Here is a 16,315-nt window from a genome sequence, read left to right on the forward strand (position 1 = left end):
GCATTCCGCGTTTGTGGGGTTCATCTAAAACGGTGTCTTATGGGAAACGCTAGTGTTGGGTACTGACACGGGGTGCCGCGCAGAGAGCCGGCTGAGATCCAGACCCGTTGAACCTGTCCGGTTAGCACCGGCGAAGGAATGTCCCCTATGGCTTCAACCCACGTTCTACCTTCCGTATCTGCCGCCACTCCCGAAACGGCGGCAGCATCCGAAACGCCGCCTGCCCTTGCCACGGTGCATCCGGCACGTGGGCCTTCCAATGCGGTGGACGTGCTGCGGCATACTCCGCGGGTGCTGTCCATTGCCGGATCGGATCCGTCCGGTGGCGCGGGCATCCAGGCCGACCTCAAGAGCATTGCCGCCCTGGGCGGTTACGGCATGGCAGCCATCACCGCGTTGACCGTGCAGAACACCCGCGGCGTCCAAGGGGTCCATGTGCCGCCCGCTGGCTTCCTGGCCCAGCAGCTTGATGCCGTCAGCGATGACATTGCCATCGACGCCGTCAAAATCGGCATGCTGGGCAGTGTGGAGGTGATTGACGTGGTCCGCAGCTGGCTGGAGAAGGTGCGCCCCGCCGTCGTGGTTCTGGATCCGGTGATGGTGGCCACGAGTGGGGACCGACTGCTGAAGGAATCGGCGGAGGCTGCCCTGCTGGACCTGCTGCCGCTCGCGGACCTGATCACGCCCAACCTCGCGGAGCTCGCCATCCTGGTGGGGGAGCCGCAGGTGCGGAACTGGCCGGACGCGCTGGAGCAGGGGAAGCGGCTGGCCGCGGCCACGGGCGCCACCATCCTGGTCAAGGGAGGCCATCTCGACGGCGATGCGTGCCCGGATGCCCTGATTAACGCACGCGGACTGCTCACCCGGCCGGTAGTGGAAGTGACTGGAGACAGGATCCCCACCCGCAACAGCCACGGCACCGGCTGCTCACTGTCCTCGGCCATGGCTACGGCGCAGGCCCGGCTGGGTGACTGGGAAGCCTCGCTGCGGCAGGTGAAGCCGTGGCTCCGCGGTGCTCTGCAGGCTTCCGGTCAGCTGGAGGTAGGCGAAGGCAACGGCCCCATCCACCACTTCCACCACCTGGAGCAGGCTCCCGCCCCCGGGGAATTCGCTGCCGCGCTTCGCCGGGCGGCGGCCCCGGACCTGGCAGTCATTTACGGGCTGGAATTCATCCGGGCGCTGGCTGCCGGCACGCTGGCGGAAGAGCAGTTCGCCTACTACCTCGCCCAGGACGCTATCTACCTTAACGGCTACTCACGTGTGCTTGCCCGCGCCAGTGCGCTGGCGCCGACGGAAGCCGCGCAGCTGTTCTGGGCCCGGTCAGCCCAGCAGTGCCTCGAGGTCGAATCGGAACTGCACCGCAACTGGCTCAGTACGCGCACGGTAGAACCCGTCCTTGGCCCGGTCACCAAGTCGTATGTGGACCACCTGTTGGCAACCTCAGCCGCCGGCAGCTACGGAGTGCTGGTTGCAGCTCTCCTGCCTTGCTTCTGGCTGTACGCCGAGGTGGGAGAAACGCTCCACGCCCAGTTCCTGGCGGCCGGGGCACCGCCGGCACACCCATATGCCGAATGGCTTCGGACGTACGCGGACGAGGGCTTCGCGCAGGCCACCCGCGAAGCGATCGCCTTGGTTGATGACGCCGGACGGAAGGCAGCCGCGGATGAGCGGGCAGCGATGATAGAGGCGTTCACGCACTCAAGCCGTTTCGAAGTGGAGTTTTTCGACGCGCCGCGCCTGCACGCCTGAGCGGCTGTGGCCGCCGCCGCCGGTAGGATAATCGGGCACGGTTCTGAATTGTCAGTGTTGTCCCCACTAGTGGTGCCTATCACAGACATTCGGCCGTAACCAGCCTCATTTGCGGCCGAAGGCAAAATTAGCGTATTCTAGATCTTCGGTGCTTACGCCAACACTTGGGTTACGACCCCACGGCGTTGAGGCACAGCGGGAACCCAGTCAATAAATGGCCCAGGTTCCGCACGCAAATCTAGTAATAAACGTCGAGAGAAGTGAGTTCCCAAGTGGTGTACGCGATTGTCCGCGCAGGCGGCCGCCAAGAGAAGGTTTCCGTTGGAGACTTCGTTACTATGAACCGCGTCCCCGGTGGAGCCGGCAGCACCATTCAGCTGCCCGCACTGCTCCTGGTAGACGGTGACAAGGTCACCTCCGCCGCTGCGGACCTGGCTAAGGTAACTGTCACGGCTGAGATCCTCGATGACCTCCGTGGTCCGAAGATCGTCATCCAGAAGTTCAAGAACAAGACCGGTTACAAGAAGCGCCAGGGTCACCGTCAGGAACTGACCAAGGTCAAGATCACTGGTATCAAGTAACCACCCGTTACTGTTCAGGTTTTCAGCAGATTCCCCAGAATTTAGAGGCAGGCATTTCAAATGGCACATAAAAAAGGCGCGAGTTCCACTCGCAACGGTCGTGACTCCAACGCCCAGTACCTCGGCGTGAAGCGCTTCGGCGGCCAGGTAGTTTCCGCCGGCGAGATCATCGTCCGCCAGCGTGGCACCCACTTCCACCCGGGCGCCGGCGTCGGCCGTGGCGGCGACGACACCCTGTTCGCACTGACCCCGGGAGCCGTCGAATTCGGCACCCGCCGCGGTCGCCGCGTCGTCAACATCGTTGCTGCTGCAGCCGCAGAGTAACAAATAGTTCTGAAGCGGTGGAGCGGGCCATTTGGCCCGCTCCACTGTTCTTTTAACCGCATTACAATCGTCTTGGCGCCTAAGGGTGTCCAGAAACAGCACTGAGGAGATCCACGTGGCGAGCTTTGTAGACCGGGTAGTACTGCACGTATCCGGCGGTACCGGCGGCCACGGCTGTGTCTCTGTCCACCGGGAGAAGTTCAAGCCCCTCGGTGGTCCCGACGGCGGCAACGGCGGCGACGGCGGCAACGTCATCCTCCGCGTTGATCACCAGACCACCACACTGCTGGACTACCACCACGCACCGCACCGCCACGCCACCAACGGCGGGCCCGGCATGGGTGACTGGCGCGGCGGCAAGAGCGGTGAAACCCTTATCCTGCCGGTCCCGGACGGTACCGTGGTCAAGGCCAAGGACGGAACCGTCCTTGCCGACCTCGTGGGTGAAGGCGCCGAGTACGTGGCGGCCGCCGGCGGCCAGGGTGGCCTGGGCAACGCCTCACTGTCTTCGCAGAAGCGCCGCGCCCCGGGCTTCGCGCTCCTGGGCATCGAGGGTGAGTCCAGCGACGTTGTGCTGGAACTGAAGTCCATTGCAGACATTGCACTGGTGGGTTTCCCCTCCGCCGGCAAGTCCAGCCTGATCGCAGCCATGTCCGCTGCACGGCCCAAGATTGCCGACTACCCCTTCACCACCCTGATCCCCAACTTGGGCGTCGTCCAGGCCGGCGATGTCCGCTTTACCATCGCCGACGTCCCTGGCCTCATTGAGGGCGCCAGCGAAGGCAAGGGACTGGGTCACCACTTCCTGCGCCACGTTGAGCGCTGTGCCGCTCTGGTGCACGTGTTGGACTGCGGCACGCTCGAATCCGACCGTGACCCGCTGGCAGACCTGGCCATTATCGAAGCGGAACTGGAAAAGTACGCCGTTGACATGAGCTACGCCGGAACCGACGGCGAAGTAGTTCCACTGAACCACCGCCCGCGGCTGGTCGCACTGAACAAGGTTGACCTGCCGGACGGCAAGGACATGGCTGAATTCGTCCGACCCGAACTGGAATCCCGCGGCTACCGGGTCTTCGAGATCTCGGCCACCAGCCACGAGGGGCTCCGCCAGCTCGGCTTTGCCATGGCAGAGATCGTCCAGGCTGCCCGCGACACCCTGGCCGCCGCTCCGCCGAAGGTGCAGCCGCCTGTCCTGCGGCCCCGCGCCGTCAACGAGGCCGGCTTCAAGATCCGCCGCGAAGAAAAGAACCTGGAGCCGTTGTTCCGCGTCCTTGGCGACAAGCCCGTGCGCTGGGTCAAGCAGACCGACTTCACCAACGAGGAAGCCATCGGCTACCTCGCGGACCGGCTCGCCAAGCTGGGCGTGGAAAACGAACTCTTCAAGCAGGGTGCCAAGCCGGGCGACACCGTGGTGATCGGCGAGGACGATGGCGTCGTCTTCGACTGGGAACCCACCATGATGGCCGGTGCGGAACTGCTCGCTGCGCCCCGCGGCACCGACGTCCGCTTTGCGGACATCGGCGACCGCCCCACCCGCGGCCAGAAGCGCGACGAGCAGCAGGAACGCAAGGATGCCAAGGCCGCCGCGCGCGCCGAGCTGGAAGCAGAGCGCAAGGCCGGGATCTGGACTGAATCCGTCAGCAGCCGGCGGCCCGCGAAGCCGCTCAAGGAGAGTGGACTGGGCGCAGACGATGACCAGTAGCGCCGTCACCGCGGTGCCGCACCAGCGGGCCGTGGACCGGAGCGTACTCGCGGACGCCCGCAGGATCGTCGTCAAGGTCGGTTCGTCGTCGCTCACAAGTATCAAGGGCGGCATTTCCGAGGAAGCACTGACGGCACTGGCTGATGCCTTGGCCACCAAGCGCAACGCCGGTACCGAGATCATCCTGGTGTCCTCGGGCGCCATCGCGGCGGGACTTGCCCCGCTGGGTCTGGCCAAGCGCCCCCGGGACTTGGCGACGCAGCAGGCCGCTGCCAGCGTCGGCCAGGGTCTGCTGATGGCCCGGTACACCCAGGCTTTCAGCGCCCACGGCGTGACCGTCAGCCAGGTGCTGCTCACCGCCGATGACCTGATGCGCCGCAGCCAGCACACCAATGCCTTCCGCGCTCTGAACCGCCTGCTCAACCTCGGGGTGGTGCCTGTGGTGAATGAAAACGACACGGTGGCCACCCACGAGATCCGTTTCGGGGACAACGATCGGCTGGCTGCCCTGGTGGCACACCTGGTCCGCGCCGACGCGCTCGTGCTGCTCTCCGACGTCGACTCGCTGTACGACGGCCCGCCTTCGCGCGGCGCCAAGCGGATTCCGTTGGTGCGAGGTCCGCACGACCTCGACGGCGTTACCATCGGCAAGGCAGGCAAAGCCGGTGTGGGTACCGGCGGCATGACCACCAAGGTGGAAGCCGCCACCATTGCGGCCGGCTCCGGCATCCACGCCCTGGTCACGTCCACTGACAACGCGGCGGCCGCGCTGGCGGGCGAGGACGTGGGCACCTGGTTCAGCGCGAACGGCGCGCGGAAGCCCGTGCGGCTGCTGTGGCTTGCACACCTCGCGTCCGTCCGTGGCCGGCTTATTCTTGACGACGGCGCCGTCAAGGCCGTGCGCCACCGCCGCACCTCGCTGCTTCCTGCCGGCATCTCTGCCGTCGACGGCGATTTTGAGGCGGGCGACGCCGTCGAAATGGTCAGTGCGGACGGCACCGTCATCGCGCGGGGCCTCGTCAACTACTCGGCCGCTGAGCTGCCCCAGATGCTGGGCCGTTCCACCAAGGAGCTGGGCAAGGCCCTGGGCCGCGGGTATGACCGTGAAGTTGTTCACGTTGATGACCTGGTGCTGGTCTGACCCGCAACTCGCCTAAACTTGGATCATGACTGAGGCACTGACCCACACCACTGCTGCGACTTCGGGGGACGCGAATGCAGTCCCTGCTGCCGCGAAAGCACCCGAAACTTCCTCGCCGGAGACAGCGGTGCCGGTGTCGCCGCAGGACATCGAGGCCGCTGTCCACGCCATCGCCGACCGCTCCAAGTACGCAGCCCGGCGGATGTCTCGGGCCAACCGGGCTTGGAAGGACCGTGGCCTGCGTGCCATCGGCGCCGCCCTGTTGGAACGCAAGAGGCTCATCCTGGCCGCCAACGCGAAGGATGTTGCGGCCGGCAAGGCCAACGGGACCTCGGCAGCCATGCTGGACCGGCTGACCCTGACCGACGCCCGTATTACCGGGCTCGTGGATGCCCTGGAGAACCTCGCCAACCTGCCGGACCCCGTAGGCAACGTGGTCCGCGGCCAGACCCTGCCCAACGGTCTCCGCCTGCGCCAGGTCAACGTCCCCATGGGCGTGGTGGCCGCAATCTACGAGGCCCGTCCCAACGTCACCGTGGACATCGCCGGCCTCGCGCTCAAGAGCGGAAACGCCGTCATCCTTCGCGGCGGCAGCGCTGCGGCAGCCACGAACGAAGCACTGGTCCAGGTGCTCCGCGACGCACTGGACAGCGTGGGCCTGCCCTCCGATGCCGTGCAGACAGTCGACCAGTATGGCCGCGAAGGCGCCAACGCCCTGATGCGGGCCCGCGGCCGCGTTGACGTCCTGATTCCCAGGGGTGGCCGGGACCTGATCCAGTCCGTTGTCTTGAACGCCGCGGTACCGGTGATTGAGACCGGCGAAGGTAACGTGCACATCTTTATCGACGAGTCCGCCAGCGAGGAAATGGCGGTGGAGATCCTCCTGAACGCCAAGACCCAGCGGCCCAGTGTCTGCAACACCGTGGAGACGCTGCTGGTCCATTCACGGTCCACCGTCCTGCCCGCCGTGGCCGCCGCGCTGCGCGCCGCCGGCGTCACCCTGCATGCGGATGAGCGGGTCCGTGCCGCGCTCCCTGCCGCAATCGAGTCCACGCCGGCAACGGACGCAGACTGGGCAACGGAATACATGGACCTGGACCTCGCGGTGGGCATGGTGGACAGCCTGGATGATGCCGTCAAGCACATCCGCACCTGGTCCACCGGCCACACCGAAGCGATCCTCACCAACGACCTCGCCAACGCCGAGCGGTTCATCGCCGAGATCGATTCGGCCGCCGTGATTGTCAACGCGTCCACGCGCTTTACCGACGGCGGCGAGCTGGGCCTGGGCGCCGAAGTGGGCATCTCCACGCAGAAGCTCCACGCCCGCGGCCCCATGGGCCTGACTGAGCTCACCACCACCAAATGGATCGTGCAGGGCGAGGGCCAGGTCCGCGGGTAGCAACGCGGTAACATAGACAGAAGTCCGGAACGGCGGAACATCCGCTGCCGCAAATTTTTAAAATACCCTAGGGGAGAAAATGCTGCTCCAGCAGATCGCCATGACCGTTGCCGCAGAGGTCGAAGAACACGCACCTGCCCCGTTGTGGGCCGAACCGTGGGTATTCGGTGTGGTCATTTTCTCCACGCTGCTGGTCCTGATGTTCGTCACGCTGTCCTACGGCAACCTGGGCAACCGGCACTCCGCGACCGAAGAGCACGCCGATCCGCACCGCCAGCACCCCAACAAGCACGACCACCGCCAAGGCCACTGAGATTTCGCGTGTTCTGCACCGTGAAGGTGCGCAAGGGCGGGGGCGGCTGCGGCTTGGCGTGATGGGTGGGACGTTTGACCCCATCCACCACGGCCACTTGGTGGCCGCCAGTGAAGTTGCCGCCAAGTTCGGTTTGGACGAAGTGGTGTTCGTCCCCACCGGACAGCCCTGGCAGAAAACGCACAAGCAAGTCAGCGAGGCCGAACACCGTTATCTCATGACGGTCATCGCCACAGCATCAAACCCCCGCTTCACTGTAAGCAGGGTGGACATCGAACGGCCCGGTCCCACCTATACCATTGATACTTTGCGTGATCTCCGGGAACAGCGCCCGGATGCGGACCTGTTCTTTATCACCGGGGCGGATGCGCTGGCGCAGATTCTGTCCTGGAAAGACATCGATGAGTTGTGGTCATTGGCACATTTTGTCGGTGTGACCCGGCCCGGGCACGTGCTTGACGGCATGGGCCGGACAGACGTCAGCCTGCTGGAGGTGCCCGCCATGGCCATCTCCTCCACGGATTGCCGGACCCGCGTCGCCGGAAACAACCCTGTGTGGTACCTCGTGCCGGACGGTGTGGTGCAGTACATCGCCAAATATGGACTGTACGCCGAGGGGCCGCAGTCCAAGCGTGACCAAATAACCGAAACAGACGAGCCAGCCAGTACTGAATGAGTTCTCAATGAGTCAGGAACAGCCCCCCGTCCGCAGCCGCCGCCAACTGCGGCAGGCCAGAGATGAGACGCCGGCTACCGGGTCTACAGGCCCGGGCCAGGTTTCGCCTGCCTCAAAACAGCGGCGCGCAGCCGACGCCCCGGTGGATTCCGTCCCGGAACAGTCCCAGGCGCAGCGGTCCTCCCAGATCCGGGCCCGGGACCGTGCAGCCCTGCGCACCATCAAGGACCTTGAGGAAAAGGAAGGGCAGCTGTCGGCCGGCGGCTCTCCCACCCGCAGGCAGCTGCGGCTCCAGCAGCTTAAGGAACAGGCTGTCACCTCGGCCAACCCCGTCATTCCCGCCCCCATGGGTATGCCGCTGCCCTCCCCGATGGGCAAAACGTTGCCGGCTCCAATGGGTAAGCCGCTGCCCGCCCCGATTGGCAAAACGTTGCCGGCTCCAATGGGTAAGCCGCTGCCGGCCAGACAGGACGCTCCTGCCGTCGTCAAGGGTGAGCCCACAAGATCTGGAAAGGGTCCGCAGGCTGCGGGCGTTCCGGACGGCATGAGCGTGGAGCAGGCGCTCGTGGCCCGCACCCTCATCGTTGAGCAAGCCAAGAACCAGCTCGCCAAAATGGAGCATATCGCCTCCCTTGACCCGGAAGCGGTGGATCCGGACATCCTTGCGGAGCAGATCGCTCTGGCAGAGCGGGCCGCAATCCTCAACCGCCGCGCAATGGCCAAGCAGAAGCTGGCCGAGCAGACCGCGCCGCCGGCCCCGCAGGGCGCCCAGGCGCGAAGTACACGGCCGAACGTCGCCTCCGCACAGTCATCGGCCGCACAGTCATCGGCCGCACAGTCATCGACCGGTCAGTCAGGACCCGCCACGGCCGACAACCTCGCCATGGTGACGCCCCTTGAATTTGTCCAGCTTCCCGGGGTGGACCGTCCTGTGATGAAACCCCCGGCAACGTCTTATGTACCGGTCCAGACCCAGCCGGGATCCAAGGTCCGGCAAGGGGGCAAGGGCCACCGCCCGTCGGCCGCGTCACGGCCCCCGGCTGCGGCGCCGGCACCGCCGTCAGGGCGTTCCCGGGTTATTGCCCGGGCCGAGGCCGCCGCCCGCGCCGCCACTGAACCGAAGCGCATAACGCGTGTTGCGCCGAACCCGTCGGTGGGGGAGGCAGACGACCTTTTCGAAGACCTGCCCCGCGTTCCGGCCAGCTCGGCCCATGGCCTGGAGCCGCTGGATGCGGCTACAGCAGGCCTGGGCCGCGCAAAGCGGCTCAGGCTCATGCAGGTCCTGGTCCTGGTCTTCGGGATCGTGGCCCTTATTTCCGGCGTCATCCTCATCGCCAGCGGCATGTCCCGCTGAGCGGCTGCGCCCTCTCTAACGAAGCTTTAGAAAACTACAAGGAGTCCAGTGACTGCATCAGATTCATCCATCGCCATAGCCCGCCACGCCGCAAAGGCCGCCGCGGACAAGATTGCCCACGACATCGTGGCGCTCGACGTCAGCGAACGCCTCGCCCTGGCGGATGTTTTCCTCATCGCGTCCGCACCCAGCGAACGCCAGGTCAACGCCATCGTGGACGGCATTGAAGAAGAACTGTCCAAACAGGACCTCCGTCCGGTCCGCCGCGAGGGCCGCTCGGGCGGCCGCTGGGTGCTCCTGGACTACTCGGATATCGTGATCCATGTCCAGCACGAAGAAGACCGCGTGTTCTACGCCCTGGAGCGCCTGTGGAAGGACTGCCCCGTCGTCGACCTGCAGTTGGGTGAGGACACATCGGCCAAGGCGTCGGCCGGTTCCGAAGCCGACTAAACCCGTCCCAGCCAGCCCGAATATGCCGGATTTGGAATTTTCGGAAATGCTGGTCTAAGATATTTGAGTTGCTCAAGAGAACGCGGGGGCAACGAAGGTCCGGGGCTGTGGCGCAGCTGGTAGCGCACCTGCATGGCATGCAGGGGGTCAGGGGTTCGAGTCCCCTCAGCTCCACCGGAGAGTCCGCCGGAATCGAGAGATTCCGGCGGACTTTTTTGTTGCCCAGGGACACCCTCCCAGACCGGAACGGTCCGGATGCGCGAACAACACAGGATTACCGGGCCGGTGCTCCCGATTGGCGCCGCGCGCGGATTTCTATTAAGCTAATGAAGTTGCTTCGAGCGGCCCGAGCGGCCATGCAGCAACGGTTTGGGGCTGTGGCGCAGCTGGTAGCGCACCTGCATGGCATGCAGGGGGTCAGGGGTTCGAGTCCCCTCAGCTCCACCAAACCGGACAGGAGTCCAACCAAAAGAGCCACCCGCCGGGTGGCTCTTTTCGTTTGCCGGGTACTGCGGCTGCGGGTGGCAAGCGGTTCAGATCCAGTCCGTCCGGCGCAGCGGTGGCTGGTCCCCGCCCGCGCGCTGCACCAGGATCTGGTTAACCCCCGTGAGCCCGGTTTCAAACCCCAAGGCGCTTGATGCCATGTACAGCCGCCACACCCTCGCCCGCCCGAGGCTGGTGAGCTGGACTGCCTCGTCCCAGTTGTCCTCCAGCCGGCGCACCCACGCCCGCAGGGTCAGTGCGTAGTGCTGGCGCAGCGCCTCCACGTCCAGCACTTCGAATCCGCCGGCTTCCAATCCGCTGACCATCTCGCCGAGGCTGAGCATCTCGCCGTCCGGGAAGACATAACGCGGAAGGAACGAGTCGGGGTCCGGCTTGGTGGGTCCAACGTTCCAGGAGATGGCGTGGTTGAGCAGCCGGCCGCCGGGACGGAGCAGCCCATGCAGTACTTGTACATAGTGGGGTGTCTGCTCACGGCCAACATGCTCGGACATGCCGATGGAGCTGATCGCGTCGAAGGGTCCGTCGGCGATGTCCCGGTAGTCCTGCACCCGGATATCGATGTTTTCGGTCAGGCCGGCATCGGCGGCGCGCTTACGGGCCAGCACCGCTTGCTCCGAAGAGAGGGTCACCCCCATCACGGTGACGCCGTAATGTTGCGCGGCATGCAAAGCAAAGCTGCCCCAACCGCAGCCCACGTCCAGCACCCTCATCCCGGGCTTGAGGCCAAGCTTCCGGCAGACCAGGTCCAGCTTGGCCTTCTGCGCCCCATCCAGTCCTGCCGGCAGCCCGTTGCTGTCGGCGTAGGAGCCCTGACCCCAGACGGCGCACGAGTACACCATCGACGCCCCCAGCACGAGGGCGTAAAAGTCGTTGCCGACGTCGTAATGGTGCGAGATCGCCGCGGCATCCCGCCGGCGGGTGTGGAGCCTGCCCTGTCGGGTGGCCTTTTCCTCCTCGGGAGGCGGCGCGGGGTTGGGGCCCACCGCTCCCAGCCGCACGGCTGTGCTGACCAGCGTGGCCAGTTCGCGGGGCGTGAGGGGCCGGAACGGGCCGGGCTCGGAAAACTTGCCTACCGAGCTCAGCGCGGTGAAGGCGGCGAAGATGTCCCCGGGTGCATCGATGTCGCCGGCAACGTAGGCGCGGCTTAGCCCCAGCTGCCCGGGCGACCACAGGATCCGGCGCAGGGCCCGGCGCGACCTGAACTCCAGGACCGGCGCGTCCGGAGGCCCCGCTTCGGATCCGTCCCAGGCCCGCAGCCGGAGCGGTATCTCCGCCGCCCCGAGGACGATGCCCAGCGATTTCGCCAACAGTGATGCTGCCCCGTTGTTCGTTGCCATGGTCCGTGCCTTTCGTCAGCTATGGCCCAACAGTACGACGGCGGCGCGCGCCTGTCAGCGCAGCGCCCCGGATTATTATGGGGGAGTGAATGAGTCCCTGCCGCCGTGTCCTGAATGTTCCAGTGCCTACACCTATGAGATGGGTGCGCTGCTGGTTCACCCGGCGCGAGCCGGAATGGCGCGATGCCACCTTTGACGCGCAGGCCGGGCACGATGCCGTGGCCCTGGTGGAAGAACGTGTCAGGCAGGGGCTGCCGCCGCAAAGCGTCGTGGCGGTGACCGGCCTCCTCTGGACGCCAGCCCTGCGCGCGGCCGCAAAACGGGGCGCGCTGGACCGGCGCCCCATGTTTACCGCCATCGAGCCCGGCGGCGTCCGGCTCACCGATGGCAGCCACCTCCGGGCGGACGTTATCCTGTGGGCAACCGGGTTCCGCGCAGAGCTTGAGCACCTCGCGCCGCTGCACCTCCGCGGACCTGGCGGCGGCATCGCCATGGACGGTACCCAGGTGGCAGCCGAGCCGCGCGTGCACCTGGTGGGCTACGGACCGTCCTCGTCCACCATCGGTGCCAACCGGGCGGGCCGGGCAGCGGTGGCCGCCATTCTGAAGCTGCCCGGGCTCCAGCAGTAACCGCCCAACCAACCACCACATCACGAGACGGCAGGAACCACGTGGCAGCGAAAAGCCTTGAGGACATCTTCGGCATACTCAAGCGGCACCCGGACGTCGATGCCCCCAACCTCCAGGCCTGGGATGCCACAGACAGGCTGCTGCTTGAAGCCGCGGCAGGCCGCGTGGGTCCGGACGGCCGCCTGACGGTGATCGGCGACCGCTATGGCGCCCTGACGCTCGGCGCGCTGGGCACCCTCGGAGTCCGGCGGGTCCGCGTGCACGAGGATCTCATCACGGGAGAGAGGGCCCTGCGGAACAACGCAAGCGCCCTGGGGCTGGCAGGAGCTGGCCCTGCAGCCGGAGCCGGACCGGGCACCGGCAGCGGCAGCGGCCCGGGGGAGCCGCCCTTCGAGCAGTTGCCGCTGGGGGAGGACCTGCTCTCCGGTGCACAGACTGTGTTGCTGCAGCTGCCCCGGACCCTGGCGGAACTCGAAGAAGTCGCCGGCGCAGTGGCCCGGTATGCGGCCCCGGATGTTGTGCTCATTGCCGGCGGGCGGATCAAGCACATGTCTGTGGGGATGAACGCTGTCCTACAACGCCACTTCGAGAATGTCCAGCCCCAGCTCGCGCGGCAGAAGTCCCGGCTCATCGTCGCCAGCGGGGCCACGCCCGCTGTGAAGGTAACGCCCACGGTGGTAACCACCAGCGCGGTAGCCAGCAGCGCGCACGGGCACGCCAATCCCGTGGCAGGCGCCGCAGCCGAACGGCCCGCCGTCGTGCTCCCCGGCGTCGAGCACCTTGCCGAACTGGACCTTGACGTTGCAGCACACGGCGCCGTCTTCGCCGGCGCGAAGCTTGACATCGGAACCAGGTTCCTGCTGACTTTCCTGCCGGAGATGCCGGCGGCCGGGCATGCCATCGACCTGGGCTGCGGTACCGGGATCCTCGCTGCCATGTACGCCCGCCAGAACCCCGGGGCACGCATCACGGCCACGGACCGGTCCGCCGCCGCAGTCTCGTCGGCTCTCGGCACGGCACAGGCCAACGGCCTGGCGGACAGGATCACTGCCCTCCAGGATGACGCCATGAGCACCTTGCCTGCTGCCAGTGCTGACCTGGTCCTGCTGAACCCGCCGTTCCACCTGGGCGCCAGTGTGCATGCCGGCGCCGGGATCAAGCTGTTCGAAGCGGCTGCCAGGGTGCTGGTACCGGGTGGCGAGCTGTGGACGGTGTTCAACCGCCACCTGCACTACCTCCCCGCCCTGGAGCGGCTGGTGGGCCCCACCACGGTCAAGGGCAGTAACCCGAAATTTACGGTCGCGGCCAGCACCAGGCGGGCGTAAGGATGCCGCAGTGCCGCGGCCCTGCCTACGGCTCTGGGCGTGCATCAGGCGGTAACGTAACATTCAGACATCATCAGTACGCGGCCGCAAACCATAGGGGAGACCGTGCCAGAAACTCGCCAGCCCTCGGCACCACGGCGCGGTACCAACCTGCCGCGCATGGGGGACTTCAACCTCACGGTGATCCTCGATGCCATCCGCCGGTCAGCGGGTGGCCTGAGCCGCGTTGAGCTGGCCCAGATCGTGGGACTCTCGCCGCAGACCATCTCCAACATCTCGCGCCGCCTGCTGGACCAGCACCTGATCGTTGAAGCCGGCAAGGAAGGCACAGGCCCTGGCAAGCCGCGTACCATGCTGCGGCTGAACCCGGCCGGCATGTATGCCGTGGGCGTGCATCTGGACCCCGCCGTGACAACCTTCGTGGTCCTGGACCTGGTGGGTTCGGTAGTCCAGCATTCCCGGATCAAAACCCCCGGCGGAAAGGATCCCGCCGCCGTGATAGCCACCATGGCCAGCGAGATCGGGCAGTTGGTCGCCGCCTCCGGTGTGGACACCAGCAGGATCGCTGGCCTGGGCCTGGCCGCCCCAGGGCCGATCGACCTCGACAACGGCACCGTAGTTGACCCGCCGCTGCTGCCAGGGTGGGACCGGGTGGAACTCCGGGACGCGCTGGCGAAGGCGACCGGCTACTCCGTCCTCGTGGATAAGGACGTCACGAGCGCCGCCGTCGCCGAAACGTGGGCCGGCGGCCCCAGCGGCGCGGGCAGCTTTGTCTTTATGTACATGGGCACCGGCATCGGCTGCGGCATCGTGCTCAACGATGAAGTGGTGCGGGGAACATCAGGGAACGCCGGTGAGATCGGCCACATCGTGGTGGACCCGGACGGTCCGGCCTGTGACTGCGGCCTGCGGGGCTGCGTGAAGTCCTCGGCTATCCCGCAGGTCCTGGTGGCGGAGGCAGTTGCTGCGGGCATTCTGAATGGTTCCGGAAAGCACACCAGCGGAGCGGAGGTGCAGCAGAGCTTTGCCCGGCTGTGTGACCTCGCCGACGCCGGTGACGCGAAGGCCCTGGCCATCATCGACAAATCGGCCGTGCTGGTGGCCCGGGCGGTCTCGGTGGTGACCAACACATTGGATGTGGAAAGGGTGGTGTTCGGCGGCCCGTACTGGAGCCGGATCGCGGACCGTTACCTGGAGAAGATCCCGGCGCTGGTGGACGCCAACAGTGCGGCCCGCCTGATCCATACCATTGAGGTTGTGGGCACGGGAGTGGGTGAGGACGTCGGTGCCATTGGAGCTGCCTGCCTGGTCCTGGAACATACCCTGGCGCCTCGCGCGCAGCGGCTTCTCCTGGAAGTCTGAAGGGGGGCTCCTTGCATGTATCAGGAGCCCCATCTAGCATATGGATATCGCCGCGGCTGGGGGCCCGCAGACACAAGGGACGGCAGCCATTGATTCGAATGGAGCACCATGCGTCGTCGGGCCTTTAAAATCGCCTCTTTCTTCGCTGCAGCAGCGTTTGTGCTGTCAGCTTGTTCACCCGCCGCTCCCCAAGCCGAGACCAAAACGCTGAAGGTGGTCTACCAGAAGACCGATTCCTTCAGCGCGCTCGATGACCTTTTCCAGGCGGCCAAGCAGGAGTTTGAGGCCGCCAACCAAGGCGTCACAGTTGCCTTGGAACCCATCCAAGCAAACGACGACGACTACGGCACCAAGCTTGCCCTGGCCCTCCGTTCGCCGTCCACCGCCCCGGACGTTTTCTACGAGGACACCTTCAAGGTCCGTTCCGACGTCGACGCCGGCTATCTGCTGAAACTGGACACCCACCTTGAGGGGTGGACAGACTGGGGCACGTTCGACGACGGCGCCAAGGCAGCAGGGCTGGGGGACGACGGCGGCACATACGCGGTCCCGCTGGGCACCGACACGCGGGCCATCTGGTACAACAAAAAGGTCCTCACCGCTGCCGGCATCAACGTCCCGTGGGAGCCGCGGACCTGGCAGGACATCCTGGACACCGCCCGGAAAATCAAGGCCAGTGATCCCGCCGTGGTGCCGTTCAACATGTACGCCGGCAAGGCCTCCGGTGAAGGCACCGTGATGCAGAGCTTCTACGAACTGCTCTATGGAACAGGGTCCAAACTGTACGACGCGGATGCCAAGAAGTGGGTGCTGGGTTCGGCAGGATTCTCGGACTCTCTGACGTTCCTCAAAACGCTCTACGACGAGAAACTTGCAGTGTCCCCGGCCGAGGCACTCGACGCGAATGTGTGGAAGAAGGTCTTCGGGGAGTGGCTCCCGCAGGGCAAAATGGGTGCCACCGTGGAAGGGTCCTACACTCCGTCCTTCTGGCAAAAGGGCGGCGCCTACGAATGGCCTGAATATGCGCAGGACATGGGTGTGGCAGCGTTCCCCACACAGAACGGCCAGGCGCCCGGTGGAGTCAGCATGTCCGGCGGGTGGACGCTGGCAGTCGGGGCTGGAACGAAGGACCCGGACGTGGCGTTTGATTTCCTGGCCACAGCCCTGAACCAGAAGAACTCGCTGGCTTTCAACGTCGCAAGCTCCCAGATTGCCGTGCGGAAGGACGTCGCCCCAGATTCCGGATACCAGGCGGCCAACCCGTTTGTGAAGGACGTGTCCGCGCTCGTGGCCGTTACGCACTACCGTCCGGCCACCGCCGACTACCCGCGGATCTCGGCGGCAATCCAGGAGGCCACCGAAGCTGTGATCACCGGGGCGAAATCCCCAGGGCAGGCGGCTGCAGACTATGACACGGCGGTGAAGAGCATCGTAGGTGACGCCAAAACTGTCGCGAAGTAGCC

At 65.9% G+C, this 16,315-nt stretch carries 14 protein-coding genes, 2 tRNA genes, 1 pseudogene and 1 riboswitch; of the genes and pseudogenes, 16 read left to right on the top strand and 1 reads right to left on the bottom strand.

The features are described 5' to 3' along the window. Positions 1-58 precede the first annotated feature (58 nt). A riboswitch (TPP riboswitch) is annotated at positions 59-156 on the top strand. From ABIB45_RS02095 to ABIB45_RS02150, 12 genes are all read left to right on the top strand, one after another. Continuing rightward, entirely contained in the window at positions 139-1,749 is a 1,611-nt protein-coding gene (locus tag ABIB45_RS02095) for a bifunctional hydroxymethylpyrimidine kinase/phosphomethylpyrimidine kinase (RefSeq protein ID WP_354214253.1), read from the top strand. It overlaps the preceding riboswitch by 18 nt. A gap of 272 nt (positions 1,750-2,021) precedes the next feature. Continuing rightward, entirely contained in the window at positions 2,022-2,330 is a 309-nt protein-coding gene (rplU, locus tag ABIB45_RS02100) for a 50S ribosomal protein L21 (protein WP_164206145.1), read from the top strand. 60 nt (positions 2,331-2,390) lie between these two features. Beyond that, the gene (gene rpmA, locus ABIB45_RS02105; protein ID WP_009372867.1) at positions 2,391-2,654 is read left to right on the top strand and encodes a 50S ribosomal protein L27; all 264 of its coding nucleotides are present in this window, start codon (positions 2,391-2,393) and stop codon (positions 2,652-2,654) included. Positions 2,655-2,769: 115 nt separating this feature from the next. Further along, positions 2,770-4,359, top strand: a complete 1,590-nt coding sequence (gene obgE, locus ABIB45_RS02110) for a GTPase ObgE (RefSeq protein WP_354214254.1) — start codon at positions 2,770-2,772, stop codon at positions 4,357-4,359. Then, entirely contained in the window at positions 4,349-5,500 is a 1,152-nt protein-coding gene (gene proB / locus ABIB45_RS02115) for a glutamate 5-kinase (protein ID WP_354214255.1), read from the top strand. Before obgE ends, proB begins: the two co-directional genes overlap by 11 nt. 25 nt (positions 5,501-5,525) lie before the next feature. After that, on the top strand, positions 5,526-6,902 hold the full coding sequence (locus ABIB45_RS02120) for a glutamate-5-semialdehyde dehydrogenase (protein WP_354214256.1): 1,377 nt from the start codon (positions 5,526-5,528) through the stop codon (positions 6,900-6,902). A gap of 79 nt (positions 6,903-6,981) precedes the next feature. Then, positions 6,982-7,215, top strand: coding sequence for a hypothetical protein (locus ABIB45_RS02125; protein WP_354214257.1), 234 nt, complete (start codon positions 6,982-6,984; stop codon positions 7,213-7,215). 1 nt (position 7,216) lies between these two features. Continuing rightward, on the top strand, positions 7,217-7,891 hold the full coding sequence (nadD, locus tag ABIB45_RS02130) for a nicotinate-nucleotide adenylyltransferase (protein ID WP_502909102.1): 675 nt from the start codon (positions 7,217-7,219) through the stop codon (positions 7,889-7,891). Positions 7,892-7,898: 7 nt separating this feature from the next. Continuing rightward, entirely contained in the window at positions 7,899-9,245 is a 1,347-nt protein-coding gene (locus tag ABIB45_RS02135; RefSeq protein ID WP_354214258.1) for a hypothetical protein, read from the top strand. Between the two features lie 48 nt (positions 9,246-9,293). Next, entirely contained in the window at positions 9,294-9,695 is a 402-nt protein-coding gene (gene rsfS / locus ABIB45_RS02140; RefSeq protein WP_354214259.1) for a ribosome silencing factor, read from the top strand. Positions 9,696-9,796: 101 nt separating this feature from the next. Beyond that, positions 9,797-9,869, top strand: a tRNA-Ala gene (locus ABIB45_RS02145). A 197-nt stretch (positions 9,870-10,066) separates the two neighbouring features. Then, positions 10,067-10,142, top strand: a tRNA-Ala gene (locus ABIB45_RS02150). Positions 10,143-10,228: 86 nt separating this feature from the next. Here the strand turns inward: ABIB45_RS02150 and ABIB45_RS02155 are convergent. Further along, the gene (locus ABIB45_RS02155) at positions 10,229-11,536 is read right to left on the bottom strand and encodes a class I SAM-dependent methyltransferase (RefSeq protein ID WP_354214260.1); all 1,308 of its coding nucleotides are present in this window, start codon (positions 11,534-11,536) and stop codon (positions 10,229-10,231) included. 152 nt (positions 11,537-11,688) lie between these two features. On the opposite strand from ABIB45_RS02155, the pseudogene ABIB45_RS02160 reads away from it, so the two are divergent. The 4 genes and pseudogenes from ABIB45_RS02160 to ABIB45_RS02175 form a co-directional block, all read left to right on the top strand. Continuing rightward, positions 11,689-12,165, top strand: a pseudogene (locus ABIB45_RS02160) (pyridine nucleotide-disulfide oxidoreductase); the annotation flags it as partial. 41 nt (positions 12,166-12,206) lie between these two features. Further along, positions 12,207-13,490 (top strand): class I SAM-dependent methyltransferase, encoded by a 1,284-nt coding sequence (locus ABIB45_RS02165; RefSeq protein ID WP_354214261.1) that lies wholly within the window; start codon positions 12,207-12,209, stop codon positions 13,488-13,490. Positions 13,491-13,649: 159 nt separating this feature from the next. Beyond that, on the top strand, positions 13,650-14,852 hold the full coding sequence (locus ABIB45_RS02170; RefSeq protein ID WP_354214422.1) for an ROK family transcriptional regulator: 1,203 nt from the start codon (positions 13,650-13,652) through the stop codon (positions 14,850-14,852). Positions 14,853-14,960: 108 nt separating this feature from the next. Then, the gene (locus ABIB45_RS02175) at positions 14,961-16,313 is read left to right on the top strand and encodes an extracellular solute-binding protein (RefSeq protein ID WP_354214262.1); all 1,353 of its coding nucleotides are present in this window, start codon (positions 14,961-14,963) and stop codon (positions 16,311-16,313) included. The last annotated feature ends 2 nt before the right edge of the window (positions 16,314-16,315 follow it).

The organism is Arthrobacter sp. UYCo732 (assembly GCF_040547265.1).
Taxonomy (GTDB): domain Bacteria; phylum Actinomycetota; class Actinomycetes; order Actinomycetales; family Micrococcaceae; genus Arthrobacter.